16 protein-coding genes and 1 tRNA gene are annotated in these 23,204 nt (G+C 45.1%); 9 read left to right on the top strand and 8 right to left on the bottom strand.

The genetic code is table 11. From position 1 onward, the window contains the following. Positions 1 to 235 precede the first annotated feature (235 nt). Both L5M49_RS03380 and nadE read left to right on the top strand, forming a co-directional pair. Positions 236 to 1,540, top strand: a complete 1,305-nt coding sequence (locus L5M49_RS03380) for an inosine/guanosine kinase (protein ID WP_028759658.1) — start codon at positions 236 to 238, stop codon at positions 1,538 to 1,540. A 201-nt stretch (positions 1,541 to 1,741) separates the two neighbouring features. After that, entirely contained in the window at positions 1,742 to 2,572 is an 831-nt protein-coding gene (nadE, locus tag L5M49_RS03375; protein WP_263162984.1) for an ammonia-dependent NAD(+) synthetase, read from the top strand. Positions 2,573 to 2,689: 117 nt separating this feature from the next. Here nadE and L5M49_RS03370 read toward each other — a convergent pair whose 3' ends face one another. Next, positions 2,690 to 3,190 (bottom strand): DUF6942 family protein, encoded by a 501-nt coding sequence (locus L5M49_RS03370; protein ID WP_263265445.1) that lies wholly within the window; start codon positions 3,188 to 3,190, stop codon positions 2,690 to 2,692. A gap of 197 nt (positions 3,191 to 3,387) precedes the next feature. Between L5M49_RS03370 and L5M49_RS03365 the strand changes: the two genes are divergently transcribed. Together L5M49_RS03365 and L5M49_RS03360 are read left to right on the top strand one after the other, a co-directional pair. After that, positions 3,388 to 4,917, top strand: a complete 1,530-nt coding sequence (locus L5M49_RS03365; RefSeq protein WP_263265444.1) for an alpha/beta hydrolase — start codon at positions 3,388 to 3,390, stop codon at positions 4,915 to 4,917. 311 nt (positions 4,918 to 5,228) lie between these two features. After that, a tRNA-Pro gene (locus tag L5M49_RS03360) sits at positions 5,229 to 5,305 on the top strand. Between the two features lie 350 nt (positions 5,306 to 5,655). Here the strand turns inward: L5M49_RS03360 and L5M49_RS03355 are convergent. From L5M49_RS03355 to L5M49_RS03345, 3 genes are all read right to left on the bottom strand, one after another. Continuing rightward, positions 5,656 to 6,882 (bottom strand): DUF819 domain-containing protein, encoded by a 1,227-nt coding sequence (locus L5M49_RS03355; protein WP_263265443.1) that lies wholly within the window; start codon positions 6,880 to 6,882, stop codon positions 5,656 to 5,658. Between the two features lie 43 nt (positions 6,883 to 6,925). Beyond that, positions 6,926 to 7,807 (bottom strand): LysR family transcriptional regulator, encoded by an 882-nt coding sequence (locus tag L5M49_RS03350; RefSeq protein WP_028759678.1) that lies wholly within the window; start codon positions 7,805 to 7,807, stop codon positions 6,926 to 6,928. Positions 7,808 to 7,930: 123 nt separating this feature from the next. Beyond that, entirely contained in the window at positions 7,931 to 8,959 is a 1,029-nt protein-coding gene (locus L5M49_RS03345) for a porin (protein WP_263265442.1), read from the bottom strand. Positions 8,960 to 9,185: 226 nt separating this feature from the next. On the opposite strand from L5M49_RS03345, the gene L5M49_RS03340 reads away from it, so the two are divergent. Beyond that, positions 9,186 to 10,955 (top strand): flavocytochrome c, encoded by a 1,770-nt coding sequence (locus L5M49_RS03340; protein ID WP_173496814.1) that lies wholly within the window; start codon positions 9,186 to 9,188, stop codon positions 10,953 to 10,955. Positions 10,956 to 11,420: 465 nt separating this feature from the next. Here the strand turns inward: L5M49_RS03340 and L5M49_RS03335 are convergent, their stop codons facing one another. Both L5M49_RS03335 and L5M49_RS03330 read right to left on the bottom strand, forming a co-directional pair. Then, entirely contained in the window at positions 11,421 to 14,540 is a 3,120-nt protein-coding gene (locus tag L5M49_RS03335; protein ID WP_263265441.1) for a multidrug efflux RND transporter permease subunit, read from the bottom strand. Between the two features lie 16 nt (positions 14,541 to 14,556). Next, a complete protein-coding gene (locus L5M49_RS03330; RefSeq protein ID WP_263265440.1) occupies positions 14,557 to 15,714 on the bottom strand; it encodes an efflux RND transporter periplasmic adaptor subunit in 1,158 nt (385 codons plus the stop codon). 165 nt (positions 15,715 to 15,879) lie between these two features. On the opposite strand from L5M49_RS03330, the gene L5M49_RS03325 reads away from it, so the two are divergent. From L5M49_RS03325 to trmY, 3 genes are all read left to right on the top strand, one after another. Further along, positions 15,880 to 16,608: a response regulator gene (locus L5M49_RS03325; protein ID WP_131523299.1), complete on the top strand. Its 729-nt coding sequence runs from the start codon at positions 15,880 to 15,882 to the stop codon at positions 16,606 to 16,608. Beyond that, positions 16,605 to 17,693 carry an ATP-binding protein gene (locus L5M49_RS03320; RefSeq protein WP_263265439.1) on the top strand — a complete coding sequence of 363 codons (1,089 nt, stop codon included), beginning with the start codon at positions 16,605 to 16,607 and terminating at the stop codon, positions 17,691 to 17,693. Before L5M49_RS03325 ends, L5M49_RS03320 begins: the two co-directional genes overlap by 4 nt. A gap of 640 nt (positions 17,694 to 18,333) precedes the next feature. Further along, positions 18,334 to 18,930, top strand: a complete 597-nt coding sequence (trmY, locus tag L5M49_RS03315) for a tRNA (pseudouridine(54)-N(1))-methyltransferase TrmY (RefSeq protein ID WP_028759682.1) — start codon at positions 18,334 to 18,336, stop codon at positions 18,928 to 18,930. 82 nt (positions 18,931 to 19,012) lie between these two features. Here trmY and L5M49_RS03310 read toward each other — a convergent pair whose 3' ends face one another. Continuing rightward, positions 19,013 to 19,879 carry a LysR family transcriptional regulator gene (locus L5M49_RS03310; RefSeq protein ID WP_173496815.1) on the bottom strand — a complete coding sequence of 289 codons (867 nt, stop codon included), beginning with the start codon at positions 19,877 to 19,879 and terminating at the stop codon, positions 19,013 to 19,015. A gap of 117 nt (positions 19,880 to 19,996) precedes the next feature. On the opposite strand from L5M49_RS03310, the gene L5M49_RS03305 reads away from it, so the two are divergent. Next, positions 19,997 to 21,103 (top strand): NADH:flavin oxidoreductase/NADH oxidase, encoded by a 1,107-nt coding sequence (locus L5M49_RS03305; protein ID WP_263265438.1) that lies wholly within the window; start codon positions 19,997 to 19,999, stop codon positions 21,101 to 21,103. A 271-nt stretch (positions 21,104 to 21,374) separates the two neighbouring features. Here L5M49_RS03305 and L5M49_RS03300 read toward each other — a convergent pair whose 3' ends face one another. Further along, the gene (locus L5M49_RS03300; protein ID WP_263265437.1) at positions 21,375 to 23,162 is read right to left on the bottom strand and encodes a DUF3413 domain-containing protein; all 1,788 of its coding nucleotides are present in this window, start codon (positions 23,160 to 23,162) and stop codon (positions 21,375 to 21,377) included. Positions 23,163 to 23,204 lie beyond the last annotated feature (42 nt).

The following is a 23,204-nucleotide window of genomic DNA, read 5'->3' as shown; positions in this document are numbered from 1 at the left end:
GCAAATAACCGCCTTGCCTAAAGTGCGTTAAATTCCCGCTGAATCCTGCATCTTCAGGTTGTTTGGGTATTGGAGCACTGGCTTCGAACTGATTTTGTGATAGAATCTGCGCCCTTCCGGCTAAGGGGTGGTTTTTTTGTCTCGCTAGCCTAGACTCAATATTTTTAGGATGCTGCTTGGCTTGACCGCCTCGGCAGACGCCAATTAGCATGGATGCCAGGAAAAGAGAGCCACTATGAAGTTTCCCGGTCAGCGTAAATCTAAACATTATTTTCCGGTTAAAACCCGAGATCCGCTGCTTGAACAGCTGACTCAACAGCCTCAGCCGTTTGCGACTTATATCAGCGGTATTGATCAAACCTTAGTGGATATCGAAGCGAAAGTGGAAGACGAATTGCTGAGCCGTTATGGCTTGCCCAAAGGCAATTCTACCTTGATCAATGATGAACAGGCCCACAGACTCTACACTGAGTTAAAAATTCATGGTTTGATTAGCGATGAATTTGCTGGTGGCACGATTGGCAACACAGTGCACAATTATTCTATTCTGGCCGATGACCGTTCAGTGCTGTTTGGGGTTATGAGTCAGAATATTGAAGTGGGCAGTTACGCCTACCGCTATTTATGTAATACATCTTCTAAAGTCGACCTTAACTTTCTACAACCTGTAGATGGTCCTATCGGTCGCTGTTTTACCCTGATTTCTGAGTGCGGCGAGCGAACATTTGCTATCAGCAAAGGCGCTATGGATAAACTCACACCTGAATTTATCGATAAAGACGTGGTGCAGGGCAGTTCAGCCTTAGTGTTGACCGCGTATTTGATGCGTGCAAGCGATGGCGACCGTATTACCGATGCGGCCATGTGCGCTATCGAATATGCAAAAGCCGCCGAAGTTCCCGTGGTATTAACCTTAGGCACGCGTTTCTTGATTGAAGAAGATCCACAATGGTGGCAAAACTTTATCAAAGAACATGTCACCATTTTGGCGATGAATGAAGACGAAGGTGAAGCCTTAACGGGTTCACGGGATCCTCTGCTTGCCAGTGAAAAAGCCTTGGAATGGTGCGACATGGTATTAACCACAGCGGGTCCAATCGGGCTTTATACTGCGGGTTATACCGAGGACTCAGAAAAACGCGAAACGACTCACACGCTGTTGCCGGGTGCTATCCCTGAATTTAACCGTTATGAATTTTCCCGTCCAAAGCTTAAAAGTGACTGTGAAACACCAATCAAAGTGTTTGCCCACATTTCACCTTATATGGGCGGCCCAGAAAAAATCGGTAACACTAATGGCGCTGGCGATGGCGCATTATCGGCGTTATTGCACGATCTGGCGGCCAATACTTTCCACAAGACTAACGTGCCAGGCTCAAGTAAACATAAGCGCGATGGCCTATGTTATTCCTCGTTTTCTCAAGTGTGTAAGTACGCTAACCGCGTCGCCTACGAAGTCTTAGCCCAGCATAGCCCGCGTTTATCCCGTGGTTTACCTGAGCGCGAAGACAGCTTAGAAGAATCCTACTGGGAAAGATAAGTCGGTAGCTGTATTGGTATTAAGCTGACTGATTTACGTTAGGGCAATAACGGCAAACCGTTGTTGCCCTTATTTTTATGGCGTTTATCAATAATCAATTAACTAAGCATTAATTTTAACTACAGGCAGTTGCGAATAAATGTTAACGTTAGTTGGGTTCAGGTAGTCCAAATACAGCGATAATTTAAGGTGGAATTTTCGGTGAAAGCGCAAATCTTAAGAGAAATGAAGGTACTCACGGCCATAGAGCCTGAGTTCGAAGTGCAACGTCGTGTCGCGTTTATTAAAACCAAACTAAAAGAAGCGCGCAGCAAGGCATTGGTATTAGGGATCAGCGGTGGGGTGGATTCTTCTACTGCTGGGCGTTTGTGTCAGTTAGCGGTGGACAGTTTAAACCAAGAAAATAGCCAAGGCGGTTACCAGTTTATCGCTGTGCGATTACCTTATCAGATCCAAAAAGATGAGCATGAGGCGCAATTAGCCTGTCAGTTTATTCAGCCCTCTAAGTTGGTCACTGTGAATGTGCATCAAGGCGTTGATGGTGTGCATAGCGCTACCGTTGCCGCGTTAGTCGAAGCTGGATTGCCTTTGCCCGATGTGGCGAAAGTGGATTTTGTGAAGGGTAACGTTAAAGCCCGTATGCGGATGATAGCGCAATACGAACTCGCCGGACTCGTGGGCGGGCTTGTGGTGGGGACAGATCACAGTGCCGAAAATATCACAGGTTTTTACACTAAATGGGGCGATGGTGCCTGCGATTTAGCGCCATTATTTGGTCTTAACAAACGCCAAGTTCGCCAACTCGCCGCGTATCTTGGCGCGCCAGAATCGTTAGTCTATAAAGCGCCGACCGCGGATTTAGAAGACAATAAACCGTTACTCGAAGATGAAGTCGCGCTTGGCTTAACCTATGCGCAAATCGATGATTTCCTTGAGGGTAAGGACGTTGGCAAGGCGGTTGAGGACAAGTTGATTGGTATTTATAAGGCGACACAGCATAAACGTCAGCCTATTCCAACCATTTACGACTAATCCTGAATCGTCCTTGAATATGCACTCGTTTGAACTCTGTTCACGAGTGCTTTTTTATGCCTTTGTTATTTGGTGACTAATGCTGTGGTGACAGCCGTTACCATAATCATAATGGAATTATTCACTGTGTTGCGGCTCTGGCGTTGCTAAGTGTTGGCGTGTCAGGGCGATCAGTTGGTTTGGGTATTGGCGATAATCCAAATAGGGCGTGAGTAAACAATGCTGTCTTGGCGAAGATGGTAGCTTAAGTGCGGTTATGGATTTATCTTGGGCAGTTAAATGCTGTGCATTGTAATCGTGCTCGGACATGGTGAGCCCTAAAGCATTTACGGCCACTTGCCCCGCAATGAGATGAATCTTAGCGTTTGCCATCAGCTCTATAGCGCCTATGCAGATCATTTCATTTTGCTTGAGTAACACTTGGTCACGATAGCTGCGCCAATCATCTCCAACCGCGCTGACTTTTGCCATAATAGTGAAGATCTTACGCCAATGATTGCCATTGAGAGCTATAAGAGTCGCGACAGCGTCTGGCTGAGTGTAATGCCAGCTCTCAGGTACCAGCGGCGCTGTAGGGAGATAGTAGGCGAATCTAGCGTGTGGATTACCGATTATCATCGAGAGTGTATAAGTTTCGTTGGAATAAGACTATTTTCGATCCTAACCCGATTAAGGCCTATGCGGCTAATAAAATTGCGAGATGAGTAAATTGGGGTGATTACACTAGTAGATTTTATCGTGGTAAAACGTTTGAAGGATGTTTTTATCTACCCGTATAATCTAGTTGCACATTTTATCTTCATGTAGGAACAGCGATGAAGGCCATCATCATAGGTTCGACAAAACACCTATTTTTAGCTGCAGTGTATGCGAGTACTGGCATAGTGGTGGCGTTACTCGCGACAGGGATCTATTTTCTTAATGCGCGCCCTGAGCTGTCACTTTGGCATACGGTTGAGCTAAAAAGTGAGTTCCATTACAATACCAAACTTGCCAATTTTAATGAGTACTTAGCGCTAGAAGACCGCTTATTCGCCGAAGTTGAGCGCAAAGTTGTCAAAAAGATTCCCGTCAATGAATTTTCTCCAGTGAACCGCTATGTCAAAAATAGCTTATCCGATCCTGCCCATTGGCCACAAAACTGGAATCGCAGTTATGAATGGCCTGTGGCTAATGCCGAATTTGGAGTATTACTGCTCCACGGTATGTCGGATTCGCCCTATGCTCTATCCAATGTGGCAGTGCACTTTAAAGGAAAAGCTCATGTGCTCGGTTTAAGACTGCCAGGACATGGCACGATTCCAAGTGGATTGACTGAGCTTTATTGGCAAGATCTGGCCGCAGCGGTTAATTTAGCCACAGCGCATATGCGGCAAACTCTGAAAGATAAACCATTATTTGTGGTGGCTTTTTCGACGGGTGCCGCCGTCGCGCTGAACCATGAGTTAGAACGTATAAGCCATGATAAAGCCCCTGATTATGATGGAATGATTTTTATCTCTCCCGCGATAGGGCTAGCGCCATCTGCGGCGGCTGCACGCTGGCAGAGTTGGATAGGACGATTGTTGGAGCTGGATAAACTGCAATGGAACAGTATTCAAGTGGAGTACGATCCCTTTAAATACACCTCTTTTGCGGTTAATGCGGGCGATGTAGTTTATCAATTAGCCCTGCGTAACCAAGGTTTATTGGCAGGATTAACGCCGCAGCAACGGGCGCAAGTTCCGTCGATACTCACCTTTCAGTCAGTGGTGGACGCAACGGTTTCAACTGCGGCGGTGGTGAATAATCTGTATCAAACGTTGCCTGAAAAAGGTCATGAGCTAGTGCTGTTTGATATGAACCGACTCGATGTGAATGCCAAAATGGTGTCCAATGATCCACTTGCGGGCTTATTGGCGAACATTAATAACCCTGAGTTACATTATCGCGGCACTGTGGTGGAAAATATCAGTAATGAAACCACGCAGGTTCAGGCGCGATACTTTGGTTTAGATGAACTGGGTTTAGATGAACAGAATTTAGATACACAGGATATAGACGCACAGGGTAAAGTGCTCACTCAGGTCAGTGAAAACGTGCGGATATTAGATTTATATTGGCCTGCAGGCGTGTATTCTTTATCCCATGTTGCGCTACCTTTTGGCATAGATGATGGGCTTTATGGCGCCGTGATCCAGCCTGATTTACATAGGATCCAAATCGGAGCCTCAGCTTCGCGGGGAGAGCGCGGCTTGTATAGCGTGTCAGCATCTGAAATGTTACGACAGAAATGGAATCCCTTTTTCCCATATCTACTCGAGCGCATGGATGAGTACCGACTCGCCCATATGCACTCGCATTGAATGATGATTTAGTAAACGGGTGTCATTATGTCTGTTCTGCAGCTAAATCCTGTTTGAGTATGGACGTAATCAGTATCGAGCAATCATTATCGACGAAAATTGTGTCATTCAGAACATAAACTAAGCAGTTGATCAAAGAGATGTAATGAAGCCCTTGCGCAGTTGCGAGGCAATTGCTACAGTTCTGGCTCGCTTAAGATAAACCCCATAAACAGTATCTTAGGTGATAAGTAATTAAGCAAAAGCCGTAAAGATTATCGCTAAACTATATTTAGCTAAGTCAGCACAGGTATGCAATATACTTAAAAATTCGGTATGTAGCGCAGCCCGGTAGCGCACTGTCATGGGGTGTCAGGGGTCGGAGGTTCGAATCCTCTCATACCGACCAAATTCCTCTTTTTATAAGAGTTAAAAAGCCTGCAAACTTAATCGTTTGCAGGCTTTTTTATTTTTATGCGATTTTTAAGTTCTATTTAAGCATGCCAAAAGACTTCGTTATATGCATGGTAAAGTGTCCTAGCTTGAATCATGAAAAAACATAACAAATATGGGCAGGCTGCGCGTAGCTGGACTTTATCACAGTGTTGAATCACCCCGAGGTTTGATTGATAGGGGGTTAATGGATAAGTTGTATTGTTAAATAGAAATTTTCTGAAAGCTTTAGGTAATGCTTTGAAGATTCAGGAGTGGCATTTATTGGGAGCAAAAAATTAGTTGGACACACTTTTTGTTCCCATCTTATGGTTGAATAAACTGCATTAAAAAACCCAAATACCACGCCAACAAAGACGCCCAAGTATAACCCCAAACTGCCATCAATAAAGCAGCGGAAGCCAGCCTTGGGTGAAAAGCGCTGGCGATAACTGGTGCAGAAGCCGCACCACCAATATTACACTGACTCGCGATCGCGAAGTACATGATAGGTAATCGAAAAAATACAGTAAAAATAAATAAGATAATAATGTGTATAGAGAACCAAATAAGAGCGATACAAACGTAATAGGGCGCGGCGCTCAATGCGCTAATATCAAAGTTCAACCCCATCAACATTATCATGATATAGATAAAAAAAAGAGCTGCCTGCTGAGTTTCCTTGACTAACACATGTCTTGCATTTGTTAATGAAAATAATAATCCTAAAAAAGTTGCAATTAATACTGACCAAAAAAATTCAGAAGTAAGGTTGTATTTAAATAAGTGTGGGAAACTATTAGCGATTCTTGTTGCAAGGAAGGATGATAATTTTTCACTGAAGAAAATTACAATGAAAAAAGTCAAGCTCAATATCAGAATCCAATAATAGCTTGTTTGTTTTCCTATCACTTTACGTTTGATGTCAGTGCAAAATATCGGTCTATAGCTTTTATCAGCTTTCAGGAAATCATCGATTTTATCTTGGCGTTCTGCAATGAAAAGTAATATAACCATCCATATACCGGAAAAAAGAATATTAATAGCCATCATTACCGCAAATACGGCATCACCGACACTGTGGATTTCTTTTACAGCCAATTGATTGGCGGTTCCGCCAAGCCAGTTTGCCATCAGTGTTGACATGCCTTTCCAAGCAGCATTATCTCCCTGCCAGACGAGTTCGTTCGGAAAAAATATAGAGCCTAACCATAGGCTTAATGGACCGCCAATACAGATGCTCACAGCACCTAGCACGTACATACCGAGAAGTTTTTTTCCCACTAAACTGAGAGCAAAGAAATCGGTGCCTAAAATCAGCAAAAATAAACAACCGGGCATTAAGTGTGTTTTTGCCATTTCGCTAAGTTGACTATGACTTGCATCAATAATATTTAGCGAGCTAAAGATGGCAGGAAAGGCGTAGCACATTAGCATCAGTGGAAAAATACGATAAATTTGCTTAAAAAGTGTAATAGAGGATGTGTGTGTATAAAATAAACTACATAGTAAAAAGACTAAAAAAAATCCTATTCCAAGATCTGATGATATCAATTTAATTCACCTAGTAAGAATAGCTGGTATACATTGTTATATTTTACAGTAGCTTACTAAAGGCTAGGAAACTCATGCTTAATGCAGATAATTCTTCTCCTTCACGCTGAATTGACCAATAAGTTCGTTTATAATCCCATCCATCCACAGGTAATAAAATAAGGTCTTTTCTTGCTAATTCAGCGTCAATCGCTAATAGGGGTAATACACTCAAACCTATACCTGTTCCAATTGCCCTTTTAATAGAGCCAATGGTTGACATGCAGATTTCATCACGAACGTGGATATTTAAGCTTTTTAATAACTGAATTGCACGAATTCGAGAGAACGATGATTCATGGTCGAATATCCACAATTGTTCACTAAGCCAAGATTTTGTATTTAAACCATTTGCAGCAGGATGAGTTACGCCACTCACAATGCAAAGATTATCTTGTAACCAATGCTCACAAATGAGATTTTTACTCGCGGGTTTAGCATCAATAAAGCCTAAGTCTAGTTCTTTTTCTGAAACCATTTTTTCAATAACTAAACTATTATCAATGACTAGTTTTATTTTTACATCGGGATATTGGTTCTTAAATAATGGAATTTTTTTAGATAATACATAGTTACCAGCAGTCTTACTGCTCCCAATGGTTAACGTCCCCTTAATGCCATGTTCAGGGAATGAAAATATATTTTCTAACTCTTTTCCCTTGGATAGCATTTCATTAGCATAAGGTAATATTATTTCTCCATGCGCATTTACAACCAAACCTCCCGCCACTCGCTCAAATAATCTGCAGCCTAAAGAACTTTCTAATTCTTTAAGTGCCATACTTACAGCAGGCGTTGACATATGAAGTACTTTTGCCGCTTTTGAGATCTGCCTCTCAGAATGTATGGCTTTAAAGATCATCAATTGTCTTAATGTTATCCGCATCAAATGCTCCGCGAGGGGAAAGTCAGTTATACTAGCAGTATAATAGTTTAAAACGATAAATAATTAACATGATAAATATCTGATTTTTATAAAGCGGCTATTTAGCCGCTTTATCTATAGAGGTTAAAATAGATATCTTGTAGATACAAAAATGAGAGTGTCATCAAACTCAGTATGTCCTTTGACGTCAGTATAGTCACCATCAAAATAGGAAATACCTACCCCAAAATTTAAATCCTTTTGAGCCTTAAAATCAACGCCTACTGAATATTGACTTGCATCACTCTCTTTTAGTGTTTTTAGATCTGCTCCGGCATTTTTTGTCACTTTACCCAGCCCAGCATCATCTTTTAAATATTGAAATTTTATATCATATTTATTAATAGGAACAACCATACTTAACAGGTAGGAGTTACCTTTAATATTATCATAAATACTTGACTCAGAGCGCTGGTACATAGCCCCCAATTTTACGGATGAAATAGCAACACCACCCACCAGTCTTGTTGCCTCTAACTGGTTCAATCCATCAGCATAGGCTATTGAAATATAGTGACTATTCTTTTTAAGTGCTGCATCGCCTAGGGAAAAACTAATTGCATAATTGTTTTGTTTATCAGAAAGTTCTGGATTTTTTTGATTAAAATCCTTATCAAAAACATAACTGATACCCATAGTAACACCAGCGACCTTAGCGCTATTTAATGTTATCGAATCGCCTAATCTATCGTTACCTGCAATGATCATATTCATATCGCTTGAGGTAATATTAAATAAATCCACTTTACCTTCAGCACTTTTAAAAACGGTATCATTTCTTCCGAAAACAGCTGAACCATAGTTAGTTTTAAAACCTAAGTATGAGTTTCTCGGTTTGAAAATATTAGAATCATCGTTATCAAAGCTTTCTATCCCTGCTTCAAATTTATATAACAAGCTAAAATTATCATATACACTATACTCACCTTTAACTCCTAAATATGATGCATAATTTTCAAGGGAAAATCCATCAACTTTTTCGTTACCAGAAAGACCATTACTTGAATTGGCCACACCAAGCCACAGTCTTCCATAAAAATCTAGTGGCTCAGATAAAGCTGGAGTTGAACAAATTAAAATAAAACTAAAACCAATATATTTAGTGTTTTTCATCGACATCACCTTTTTAGAATGTAAAAGCAATGCCATATTAGAGATTTAAGCAAACACATCTCCGCTTTAGATCACATCTAATCAACAAAAATATCGAGTTAAGCATAACTTAAAGTGTGTTAAGTTATATTTAACAATTTTAATTTATTGCTCAATGTCACTATTTAAAAAAATTAAGAAACTATCATCACGCCAAATCTTACCAAAATAAAAACTGGAGAATTGCATGAAGATAAAATACTTGAGTATTATTGTCTGTTCGATTTTAACGGCGTCATCATGGGCTGCTGATAATAAAAATGATTTAGCATCATTCCATAAAGATGTTAATGGTTGTAAAACCTGCCATACAGCACCCAATAAAGTGAGCGATAGCGAGACATTTGAAAATAAACAATGTAAATCCTGTCATGGTGATTATGGAAAACTAGCAAATCCCAAACTAGAAATTGACCCACATTCTTCACACTTAGGTGATATTAATTGTACGTCTTGTCATAAAGGACATGAACAACCAAAATTATATTGTAATGAATGTCATTCATTTAAAGGGCTCGACATGCCTTTTAATAAAGCAAAATCCAAAGAACCGTGGGACAAAGGTTGGGATAATGAAGCAATAAATAAAGCGATAGCTGCAGGTCCTAAAGAAACAACGGATGTGATTGTTGTTGGAGCCGGTAGTGCTGGGTTTAATGCTGCGATTGCAGCTAAAAAGGCGGGGGCTAACGTTATATTGCTTGATAAAGCACCATTTAGTGGTGGTAACTCTATGCTCGCCGCAGGCGGGTATAATGCTGTGGGTACAGTTCAGCAAAAAGATCATAAAGTCGATGATAAAATCGAATGGTATGTCGAAGATACAATGAAAGGCGGTCGATATGCTAACGACCCTAAATTGGTACAAATATTAGCGGAGCAATCGGCTGATGGCATTAAATGGTTAGAATCTTTGGGCGCCAATATGGATGATTTAAAACGCTCTGGCGGCGCTAGAGTCGATAGAACACATCGTCCATCTGGTGGTTTAAGTGTTGGTCCACATATTATTGATGTACTAAGAAAAGCATCGGATAAAGAAGGGGTTGATACAAGACTCAACTCCAAAGTTGTTAAATTGGTTGTTGATGATGAACAAAAAATTGTGGGTGTTGTCATCCACGGTAAGCACTCTGGTCACTATATGGTTGCAGCTAAGTCGGTTGTTTTAGCCACAGGTGGTTATGGGTTTAACAAAGAAATGATTGCTTTTTATCGCCCTACATTTAAAGGCATGACAAGTTCAAATAATATCACTTCAACTGGGGATGGTATTGAACTTGCTAAAGCAGTCGGTGCAAGTATGACTGATATTGATTGGATCCAGACACATCCAACAGTAGGAAAAGATAGCCGTATATTAATTTCAGAAACGGTTCGAGGTGTCGGGGCCATAATGGTTAATAAAGAAGGCAATCGCTTTATCAATGAATTAACGACTCGAGATAAAGCCTCCGATGCCATTCTAAAACAGCCTGAACAATATGCTTGGCTAGTATTTGATAATGAATTATATAAAAAAGCTAAAATGGTTCAGGGGTATGATCATTTAGAAATGCTTGAAAAGGCCAATACTGTTGCAGAGCTTGCAAAAATAACAGGAATGACCCCAAGTGTTTTAGACAAAACTATCACAAACTACAACCATTATTTCAAACAGGGTAAAGATGAGGCATTTAACCGTGAGCAGATGCCGCTATCAATAGAAAAATCTCCTTATTATGCCGTAAAAGTTGCTCCTGGCATCCATCATACTATGGGGGGAGTTGCCATTGACACTAAAGCTGAAGTACTCGATATACAAAGCCAACCGCTCAAAGGTTTATTTGCGGCGGGAGAGGTGACTGGTGGTGTTCATGGGTATAATCGACTGGGTGGTAACGCTGTCGCTGATACTGTGATTTTTGGTAAAATCGCAGGGACAAATGCTGCTAAACATGCTCTAAATACAAAGTAACGCTAAATCAGTGAGAGACTCGTTATTGTCTCTCACAACATCTCAAGTTTTATTCATCGTAAATATTAGCAATAAAATTATTGCTTGAGTTAAAGTGCTCCCCTGCTATTTTTGAGAGGCTAATGTAGCCTCTCTTTTTTATTTGTCGGCAGCATTAGATATCAGGGATTTTGCTCACTTTTCGATGGCTTCATCTTTTTAAATAGCGCGGGAATATTGGCGAAATGTACTTACTCTTTCCATGAATCGAATAATACACTGTAGGCGAGTCCAGCATTGCACCACTTCTTAGAGAACCAATTACAGATTTGAACGTCGGAACCTTAAGCCGGATACGCAGTAACGATTACTATCACTGAACCTACATTTCCAGCGTTTAAAATTATTACACATATATTGATCAGCTTTAATGCTCAATAGGATTGTGTTGGTAGACTTTCCTACAGAGCATCAAAGCGGGTGAGGCTATTTGGCAGTATTATGCCGCGCAAGCCAGGCACTCAAGCGCTCTTGTGTGCCGATGACAAAGACAAAAAACGCCGGTACGAAGAATATTGCCAGCAAGGTGCCACTGAGCATGCCACCGAATACGCCAGTACCGATTGCATGCTGAGTTTCGGCGCTGGCGCCGCTCGCAAGCATTAAGGGTACTACTCCGAGAGTAAATGCCAATGAGGTCATCAAAATTGGACGCAGACGCAAGCGTGCAGCGGTCACTGCAGCATCTATCAGCGTATGGCCCTCGGCATGCAATTGGCGGGCGAACTCGACGATGAGGATAGCATTTTTTGCCGATAGACCGATGATGGTGATCATTCCCACCTTGAAGAACACATCGTTAGGCATATCACGCAATATTACTGCCGTTACCGCGCCCAGCAGACCCAGCGGCACGACCAACATCACCGAAAGTGGGATCGACCAGCTTTCGTACAACGCAGCGAGTACCAGAAATACTACCAGAGCTGACAGCAACATTAGCAACGGTGCCTGCGCCGCCGATTGGCGCTCTTGCAATGATGCCCCCGTCCACGCTACTGCGAACCCTTGTGGCAACTGCGCCACTAAGCGTTCCATCTCGGTCATCGCTGCGCCGCTGGAAACGCCTGCTGCCGCGCCCCCGGAAATACGCATAGCCGGGAAGCCCTGAAAGCGCATCATTTGCTGTGGCGACTCTTTCCATTCAGCCGTCACAACTTCCCGTAGAGGCACCATGCCACCACTTGAATTACGCACGCGCAGGCTGAGCACGTCGTCCAATTGCATTCGTGCCGTAGCGTCGGCCTGCAGTATGACCTGCTGCATACGTCCATTATTTGGGAAATCATTGACATACAGTGATCCCATGGCCGCCGAAAGTGTGCTGCTGACCGCGGCGAAGGACAGACCCATAGCCTCGGCTTTTGACCGATTGATATTCAGGCTAATGCTCTCACCGGGCGGCAGGCCATCTGGGTAGACATCGCTGACCACCTCGCTCTGCACAGCCAGTGCCAGCAATTGTGCCTGTGCAGCTATCAATGCAGCCTCGCCCCGATTGGATCTATCCTGCAGGAACAGAGTGAAACCTGAGGATGTGCCCAGCTCGTCAATGGCTGGCGGCATCATGGTCATCACTGTGCCTTCGACGTTATCAGCCATAGCTTGCTGCGCCAGTGCCGCTTCTTCGGCAGCCGTAGCACCATTACGCTGATCCCAATCTTTGAGCATAGTGAAGGCCATGGCTGCATTGGGGCCGGAGCCTGCAAAGCTAAAGCCCAGCACTACCATATTTGCATCCAGCGTTGGGCGCGATGCGACGTGCGCCTCGTAGGCTTTGACCACATCCAGCGTGCGCTCGCTGGTAGCGCCTGTGGGTAATTGGATGGAGGTCATGAAATAGCCTTGATCCTCTTCTGGTAGAAAGGACGACGGCAATTGCCCTGCAGCGAGGATCAGCACTGCGCAGAGTACGGCAAATGCCGCCATCATACGTCCACTGCGTCCAACCAATCGTGCTACGCGTGCACTATAGCCTGCGGTGAGTTGTTCAAATCCACGGTTGAAGGCTCCGAAGAAACCGCCTTTTTGATGGTGATCAGCACTAACTGGGCGCAGTAGCGTGGCGCATAGTGCTGGCGTTAGGGTCAGTGCGAGGAAGGCCGAAAACAGAATAGACACCGCCATCGACAAAGTGAACTGTTGATAGATCACTCCCACTGAGCCGCTACCGAAGGCCATGGGGATGAATACTGCGGTCAGCACTAGCGTGATACCGATCACCGCGCCAGTAATTTCCTTCATCGCCTGTGAGGTTGCCTCCCGCGGCGACAGTCCTTGGGTAGCCATCAGTCGCTCAACGTTTTCCACCACCACAATAGCATCGTCAACAATAATGCCAATGGCCAGCACCATGCCGAACATGGTCAGCGAGTTGATTGAGAAGCCTGCAAGTAATATCACCGCGAAGGTACCGAGTAGTGCTATGGGCGCGACGATAGCTGGTATAAGTGTGTAGCGCAGGTTCTGCAGGAACAGGAACATCACCATAAATACCAGCGCCATAGCTTCAAACAGGGTATAGATTACTTTTTCGATAGACACTTTGACGAAGGGGGCGGTATCGAATGGCACTGAGTAGTTCATGCCAGCAGGCATACTCAGCGCCAGTTCGGCTAGACGTTCACGTACCGCAGAAGCTGTGCGTACAGCGTTGGCTCCTGGCGAGAGCTGGATAGCAGCACTGGTCGCCGCCACACCATTCTCACGGTTAGAAAAACCATAGGACTGAGCGCCCAGCTCGACCCGAGCCACATCTGCGAGCACCAATTTTGCGCCATCGGTACCGGCACGTAGGACGATAGCAGAGAACTCCTCGGGTGTGCTGAGTTGTCCTTGCACTGTTAGGGGAACCGTCAGTCGTTGTCCCTGTAAGACAGGTTCATCACCGAGTCGCCCTGGGGCTATTTGTGCGTTCTGCTGCTCGATAGCTGTAGCAAGGTCGTTCATTGTCAGGCCATAGGCGGTGAGTTTATTCGGGTCGACCCAGACGCGCATAGCCTGCTCGGCACCGAATAATTGCACGCGACCAACACCGTCGATTCGGCGCAGCTCCTCGACAATATTGCGTGCTAAATAGTCGTTTAGCGCGATTTCGTCGAATTGGCCGTTTGGAGATGTCATACCAATCATCATCAAAAAGCTTGAAGCGGCCGACTCAACCTGCAGACCGCTCTGCCGTACAACTTGAGGTAGGCGTGGTTCGACAACCTTAATACGATTTTGCACATCAACTTGGGCTAGTTCCGCATCAGTGCCCGGCTTGAATGTGGCGGTTATTTGTGCACTGCCCGAGCTGTCAACTGATGATTCGAAGTAGAGTAAGTTCTTCACTCCTGACAATTCGCGCTCGACAAGGCTTACTACAGAGTCATTAAGTGTCTGTGGCGTGGCTCCTGGATAAGCGGCATAAATGCTCACCGACACGGGTGCCACTGATGGGTAGCGGGATATGGGTAACTGTGGAATGGCGATGACGCCAATCAGTACGATAAATAAGGCTATCACCCAAGCAAATACTGGGCGGTTGATGAAAAACTGCGGCATGGCGACTTCTCCAAATTTAGCGCACGACAGCGCTAAGTTGCTGATTAGCAATAGTAGGTTGCCAAGGGCGCGCGACGACCTGCGCAGTTGGGCTTAGGCGTTCGATGCCTTCAACAACTATCTGCTGACCAGCGGTTAGGCCGGATACTACGTGATAGCGACTTGCCACCAATTCATCGACCTTAACGGCCACAGGTTGCACTTTAGCTTGCCCATCAAGCACCCACACTTGTGATTGACCAGCCTTGCGAGTCACTGCCTGCTGAGGCACGTTCAGAGCCGTAGGATAGTAAGCTTGTGGAATGCGAGCTTTTACAAAGAGACCGGGCAACAGACGATGCTGCGGGTTATCTACCAGTACGCGCAGCAGTACATCGCCAGTACCTGCATCTACCTGAATACCTGAAAATAAGATATGCCCTTGCATGCCAAGAGGCTCGCCACCACTGCTTAGGATCTTAACAGCCAACTCTGGGAGCCCTGAGCTTGCCAGCTGACGCATCGCTTCCAACATTGATGCTGGAAGACGTACATCAACGTACACTTGGTTGATTTGTTGGATCCTCGCCATGGGTGTGGCATCGGTGGGTGAGACCAATGCACCTTCACTCACTAATGCTTCATCTATACGTCCGGAGATGGGTGCCTCTACGCTGGCAAACTGTAGATCTAACTGACGCCGTGCCAGCGTCGCTTTGGTTTGGGCTACATCTGCGGCAGCCTGATCACGCAGGGAAATAGCATCGTCATGCATTTGTTGGCTGACGGCCTTGGTTTGTATCAAAGAGGCTAAGCGCTCGGCTTCTTGACGAGCCCGAACCCATACAGCTTCGGCACGCTGTAACGCTGCCGCAGCAATATCAACATCCGCTTTAAATGGCGCTGGATTTATTTGAAACAGCACAGTGCCAGATGTTATCTCGGCGCCCTGTTCGAATAGACGACCTTGCACTATGCCGCTAATTTGCGCGCGGATCTCAGCGCTACGAACCGCAGCGACACGACCGGGCAGATCTTTAGTCACCAATAGTTCTTCATTTTTTAATGTCATCACTGACACTTGAACCGGAGCAGTTGTCTCTTTATCTTGTACCGCTGAATCACAACCTACCAATCCCAACACGGCAATTCCTACAACTAACACAAAGCTTAAGTGCCGCTGTTTGATGTACATAACCCACTCTCCTCAATGTACAGCGATCTCACTAATGGCGTTTTATCAAACGCTAGAGAACTAATGCTGAATTATGACGGGTCACTATTGCGAATTATTCGAGACATTGTGGAGAATGTATGGAGGGGATGATAAAGTTCAGCCATTTTAACGTTGGGGCAATCCATGGCTAATCTCAATGCGTCCGTAAGTTCTATGACTTCGGCACTGGTGTTAATTGCAGAGGATGAAGCAGAGATTGCCGATATCCTTATCGCTTATTTGCAGCGCAGTGGGCTGCGAACTCAACATGCTATCGATGGTATCCAAGCGCTAGCTATGCACCAAGCATTTAAGCCCGATCTATTACTGCTCGATGTACAGATGCCGAATCTCGATGGCTGGAATGTACTGAATGAAATTCGCTCCCGTGGTGACACGCCGGTGATCATGCTCACCGCGCTTGATCAGGATATCGATAAATTAATGGGGTTACGCCTCGGTGCTGACGACTACGTGGTTAAACCATTCAATCCCGCCGAAGTGGTGGCTAGGGTGCAGGCGGTACTACGACGCGCTCGCACTAACACGCCTATAAATACCCAAATGTTGCGCGTCGGCCAGTTCCAAATCGACTTAGACAGCCACGAGGCTAGCGTAATCTGTAACGGTCAGCAGCAGGCACTGGATCTGACCTTGACCGAGTTCAAACTGCTCGCTTGCTTGATGCGTACACCGAAACGTGCTTTTAGCCGTGAGGAGCTGTTAATTAATTGCTTGCCTGAGGGCGATACTCAGGAACGAACTGTAGACAGTCATATCAGTAAGCTACGTAAAAAGCTTGAAGCCCTCGATATTCAAGGAGTGCCGCTTAGTGTCTGGGGGGTTGGCTATCGCTTTGGTGGTGAAGTATGAGGCAAACACCGGGTTTGCGCAGGCAAATTATCCAGTCCCTAGCGGTAATGACATTAGGCATCATTTTCCTGTCAGTGTTTGGCTCCTATGTATTCTATGCCATTGCAGTGGCCTACCTGCCAGGCAGTATATCTGAAACCTGGATGCCTTCTCAGATGGAAATGCTATGGATAGTTTGCACTATCATAGCCGCATTGGGGATGGCGCTATTTGTTGCCATTCGCCTGTCACGGCGCATTCTTACTCCTCTTAACTCTGTGGCATATAGCCTACGCGAAGTCGCCCAAGGCAAGCTCAACGCGCGTGCGCGAATGGACCAACATGCGATGGGGGAGACGGCGCAACTGGTGAGTGACTTTAATGCTATGGCCGAGCGCCTAGAGTATATGACTCGCGAACGGGAGTTTTGGAACGCGGCAATCGCTCACGAACTCCGTACCCCAGTCACCATTCTGCGTGGTCGGTTGCAGGGATTAGCGGAAGGTGTTTTTAGCCCCAGCAGTGAGCTCTTCGAGGGACTGTTACGCCAGGTTGAAGGCCTTAATCACCTGATCGAAGATTTACGAGTGCTGAGCCTCAATGACAGTGGACATCTAGAGTTACAGCGGGATGAGGTCTGTTTAGCCGATGAACTTAGTGCGGTGATTGAGACTTTCGCTGCGGTGTTAGACGCTAAGGGACTCATACTGAAGCAGGAACTTGATACAAGACTTAAAGTTTACTGTGATGCTATACGAATACGGCAGGCGCTGATGGCGCTGCTGGAAAATGCACGCCAGCATGCTGATCCTGGCACTTTGACTGTAAGACTTTACAGCGTGGGAGCAAGTTGTTATCTAACCGTAGAAGATGAAGGCCCTGGTATTCCTGATGAAGCCGCAAGCTACATATTCGAGGCATTTCGCCGAGTTGATCCGTCTCGCTCTCGAAAAAGTGGTGGCAGTGGACTCGGTCTCGCAGTGGTTAAGACAATTGCTGAAGCTCACGGCGGCCACGTGGTTTGCCAGCCATCGGGTCGTGGAGGAACAATATTCGTCCTTTCTTGGCCTGTTAAGACAAGTTTAGAGCCCCTTAATTTGTCCTGATGCTGGAATTATCTATATGAACGGTGACGTGCTTAGTGATTCCTGCATGTATGGCCACCGCGTCAGAGCACATTGCTGAATCGGGAAAATGCAGGGATTTTAGGTATTCCCTAGATCCCTTTGGTTGTTATCCGATATTGATTACAACTAATGGGATGTTATTTTGTTTGAATACGCTCAATTTGTTGTACTTGTAGCCTTGATATCGCATTTTCGTGTAACTGTACATAAATTTTTGAGGTAATTAAAACGTGCAAAATTACATTATTTATGTTTAAATTTAGCAGGTTATGATTAAGCAGTTCACTGTTATAGAGTATCAGGGAGTGGAGGTTCGAATCTTCTCATACCGATCAAATTAGATACTTTTTGTTAGTTTGTTTTAATCATTAAAATAACCAGCAGTTAAGTAAAACAAAACCCCGTGTTAGCATTGCTATACGGGTTTTGTTTTTTATACCTTTTCGCTGCCCATATGATTAACGCTGCTTGCGACTAAGGTTCAAGTTCGAGTGATTAGGCTGGCTTTGGCACAGCAAAAGGCAAAAGGCAAAAATTTTCAAGGCGAAATCGTCAATTTCACAAATTATATGCATCCGCCATTTAGCATTTAAGACATTATTGAGTAGGACATTTACCTATGCGCGCGTTTGTTTTACGAGCAAGATCAGCACCTACTGACAGTCAGTTGTTTTTGGCTTCTGTCGGCCAAGAGGCGCATACCGAGATTTTAGCTCATACCCTGATGAACACTATCTTTGTGGCTCAGTCCCATCGAAACGATGTTGTCGTTTATTTGGTGCTAGAAAGTACCCATGATTTTTCCCGCACTATCTGCTTCGATACTCGAAATATTTGCCATATTGGTGGTTTTCACGAGCAAGCTTTGCTCACTAAAATTGCCAAAGCCTTAGATATTTCTCGGGGTATGACGAAGGAGCAAACCCGTGTTGTTGACGAGGGCATCAGTGTTAGCACTATCAGTTTTGAAAAGCTGGTACAGGACCTCGCGGTGGATTATCAATTGTTTATGATGGATAAGAAGGGCACTTCAATCCGTGAGCAAGAATTTGTGGGTAATCCGTGCTTTTTGCTGACCGATCATATTCCTATGCCGAAGAAAAGTTTTAATACCTTGAAACGACTCGGCGCGCAAAAGATCAGCTTAGGGCCAAAGATGCTGTTTGCTTCTCAGTGCGTGGTATTGATCCATAATGAATTGGATATCAATCAATAGCCTCTGAGTCTTCTGTATCCGTTGCTAACGCTGACTATTCCTGTGGTAACGTGTGTATCGAGCCCCATTTTTTAATGGGGTTTTATATTTTCCCCTTTAAAAATGTAATCGCTTTTTGGGCTCTGCGTGACAAGGGCCATTCCGCGCGGTGGATAAGCCAAATGGTGTCTACAACTTGGCTGCCACATTCCACAACATAGATATCTTCTTGTCGTTCAAAGGCTTTGCGGGCGTATTGGGGGATAACCGTAAATCCTAGCCCTTTTGCGACAGGTTCGAGAATGAGGCTGATTTGGTTGGTAAATCCCTTGCAGGGGATCTCTTGAATGCCGGGGTGAGTTGGATATTTACGGCTAAGCAGCCGAGTCGCCATAGCCTCACCATCGGGATGGGAGATAAACCCTAGCCGTTGTAAATCAGCCCATTCATGTTGTTTATGGCTTGCAGGTACCACAAGTTCAAGCGGCTCTTCGGTAAAATGTGTGCTGTGAATACGAGGATCGGAAGGTTTTAAGGTTACCATGCCGATTTCATGTTCATTGGCCAACACTGAGGCCACTATCTCACTGTCAGGGGCAAAACGGTGGCGAATGCTTAACGCCGGAAAGGCTTGTTGTAATTCGATTAATAATGGAAAAAGCGTTAAACCAATGCTACCTGGAGTGATAAGGCTAATATCACCGGCATTGGCGTCATCATGGATAAGTTTCTGTTGTAGGCGTTTCTGCGCGCATTCAACTTCTTTGACGTAGGTCAGCAGGTTTTCCCCAATGGGAGTGATTTCAAGCTGGCGGGTGCGGCGTAAAAACAGTGTGCCGTAGGTTTCTTCTAAGCGACTGATATGCTGACTCACGGCCGCTTGGGTGATACCTATGGCTTCGGCGGTGCGGGTGAAATTGCCTTTCTCGACCAGAACGCTAAAGGTGTGTAACCATTGTGGATTTATCATAAGTAAAATTTATCAAATCTATAATCTGTACGTGCTTTTAATTATGGCACGATAAGACTAGTCTGTCGTCATTCAGTATTAAAATACCTTTTGATCTTAATAGACACAGGAAACACCATGGCCGATCTATTTTCATCCTTCAAACTTAAAGACATCACCCTCAAAAACCGTATTGCCGTTGCACCCATGTGCCAATACCAAGCCACAGATGGACTCATCAACGACTGGCATCAGGTACATTATACTAGCCTTGCCCGTGGCGGAGCGGGTCTTGTTGTGGTTGAAGCCACAGCGGTTTCTCCTGAAGGACGTATTACCCCCAAATGCCTTGGGTTATGGAATGACGAACAAGCCCAAGGCTTAGCAAAAGTGGCTAGTGCGATTAAAAATGCGGGTGCTGTTGCAAGCATTCAGATTGGTCATGCAGGCCGTAAAGCGAGTGCCAATATCCCGTGGGAAGGGGATGATCATATTGCCGATAATGACGCGCGAGGTTGGCAACCGATTGCACCATCAGCTGTCGCATTTGGCGCAAACTTACCTAAAGTGCCTACCGCTATGACGATTGAGGACATTGAGCGGGTTAAAGCCGACTTTGTGGCGGCAGCAAAGCGTGCTTTAGCCGCAGGATTTGAATGGTTAGAACTGCATTTCGCCCACGGTTATTTAGCCCAAAGTTTCTTTTCAACCTATGCTAATCAACGCACCGACCAATATGGTGGCAGTGCCGAAGGGCGGGGGCGCTTTTTGTTAGAAACCATTGCCGCGGTAAGAGACGTTTGGCCATCGCATTTACCCTTAACGGCGCGATTTGGCGTGATTGAATTCGACCATAAAGATGAAGAAACACTGACGGAATCGATAGCCTTGGTGAAGCAATTTAAGCAAGCGGGGCTCGATATGCTGAACGTCAGCATTTGCTTCTCGACCCCAACGGCAAATATTCCATGGAGTCCTGCATTTTTGGCGCCTATTGCAGCGCGGGTTCGTCAAGAAGTGGGGTTCCCCGTTGCGACTTCTTGGGGTATGGATGATCCACATCAAGCCAATGCGGCCATTGAAGATGAACAAATGGATTTAGTGATGATAGGTAAAGCGTTTTTAGCGAATCCACATTGGCCGTATCAAGCGGCGCAAACCTTGAAAATTGAGCGCCCATCTTGGGTATTACCCGCTTCCTACGCCCATTGGTTAGCACGCTACTCTACGGTTAAAGCCGATTGATTGTAGAGTGACTTGAGTGGATTTGATTTAAGCCTAAGCCTAAGCCTTAAAAAGCCGTTATCTAAAGATAGCGGCTTTTGGCTTTAGTGGCAGGTAAGGTCCATCATAAGAGACTAGCTACAAGAGACTAGCTTCAAGATACTGGCCACGCAGCCCTTCAACCCACGCAGTTAAATCCAAGCTTCGTGCATTTCGTATTCATCCCGTCGCCAGGGAATAAAAAAGCCCCAATCCTGTAGGAATGGGGCTTTTTTAACTAAGATGATGAAGCTCAGTGGTTATAGAAGCGTCGACCTTCACGCATCACTTCAATCAATTCAGGCGCGCTCATTTTTTTATTGAGCCTATGTTCATAGTTTTCATCGTAAATACGATATTTACCGTGGCGGTCAATCACTGTCACTTCTGCTTCTTGATAGATAGCAAAAATACGGCTATCACCTATATAGATCCACGTTTCTTTGTCAGGTTGTAATAGGCTGCGGCCAGCGCTGTAATCTGTCGTGTTATTGGTGCAACCTAGCACGTGGGTCATTAAAGTCGGCGCTATGCCGTAATGGCTGGTGCGGTATTTGACCTTAGACGCGCCCGTATTAGGCCAGTGGATCACTAAGGGCACTTTGACACTCTGTGGTGACAGGTTGCGATTCGCTTCGTCACTGTTACTGGTGAACATCTTGCCATTCACCCCAGTGATAATCACTAAGGTATCCTTGGGCACATTGGCCAGCATTGCCTTAAGCTGTTGATCGACAAAATACAGTGATTGGCGATATTGATTAAACAGCACCTTTTGCGCAGGCATAAGGTCGGGATTGGCTTTTACTGTTTCAATGCCAAGGAAACCCACGGGAGTATCGAAATTTTCCGGCGCTTTTAAATTAACGAGCGCAAACCAAGGTTTATTTTGGATGCTGTGCCACTCGTTAAGACTGGCCACTGTGTGCAAGTCGGCATCGGCGCTGCCATTGGTTTCTTTAGCTATCACAGGATTGAAGTCATTAAACATTGCCTGTGAAGAACGCAAATTAAGATTGGTTTCTGGCAGGAACAATCCCAGTTCATAACCCGCTTGCTGGAAGCTTCGGGTCATTAGCGGACTGGTGCTATTAAAAATTCGTGCATCGCCATAACTGCCTTGCAGGCCGTAGAGTAGCGAAAACATGCCGGTTCTAAATTGGTTGCCGCCGCTGAAATGCTGGGTAAAAGACTGGTTACTTTCAGTGTATTGCTGCAAGAATGGCATGCTTTTGCCATCGACCATATCGGCACGCAAACTATCGATGGTGATCATCAACACATTGATTTTAGTGTCAGCTTGGCAGGTCAGTGGTTGCTCTGGATAATTGAGTACACTGGTATTGTGATTGACATCATCTCCTTGTGACGAGCCATCAATACCGTGACTTTCCATAAAGGAGCGCGCAGTCGCAGGGTATGATAAAGGATAAGTATCATCGAAACGGGTAATTTCAGTGATATCGGCGGCATCGGCCCAAATGTGGATCAAGTGGCTACTGACAAAACAGATACCCACTAAGGTGATGACTTTATTGCCTAAATTCAGCTTCTGGATTTTCTCTATTCGCTTCCACAAAAAGTTCGCTGCCGTGAGCTCAATTGCAATAATGGCGAGTGGCGTGACGATATAGGAAGTGCCATGGAGCAGGGCATTGAGATCCGCCCAGGCCAAATCGAAGGCGAAGGGACTCAAGTGCATGCCGTAATCGGCGTAAACAATAGTATCGTACAATAAGATACAGAGACTTAGGGTCGCGATCACCGCCGCGACGCCTCTTAATATCTTCGAATAAGGCAATATCAAGGTCAGTGGGAACAGACAGATCAAATAGGCGATAAAGGCGAGAAAGCTAAACTGACCAATAGTGCTGACGCTTAGATAAACCCAGCCATACCAAGTTTCTGGATAACCCACGCTGCCAAGATATCGGCTGCCGACTATCATGGCTAATAGGCCATTGAAGAAGGCGAACCAATGTCCCCAGTTGATGAGCCGGGAAACCCGATCGCGGCTCATTTGCTTTTTTCGCTCGACCATAGTGATCCGCTTATTCCTAAAAGGCCTTGTATCTTATATTCT

This window comes from Shewanella sp. SM74, assembly GCF_025653725.1.
Taxonomy (GTDB): Bacteria; Pseudomonadota; Gammaproteobacteria; order Enterobacterales; family Shewanellaceae; genus Shewanella; species Shewanella oncorhynchi.
Note: the sequence above shows the minus strand (reverse complement) of the source record. Positions and strands in the feature narration are given on the sequence as shown.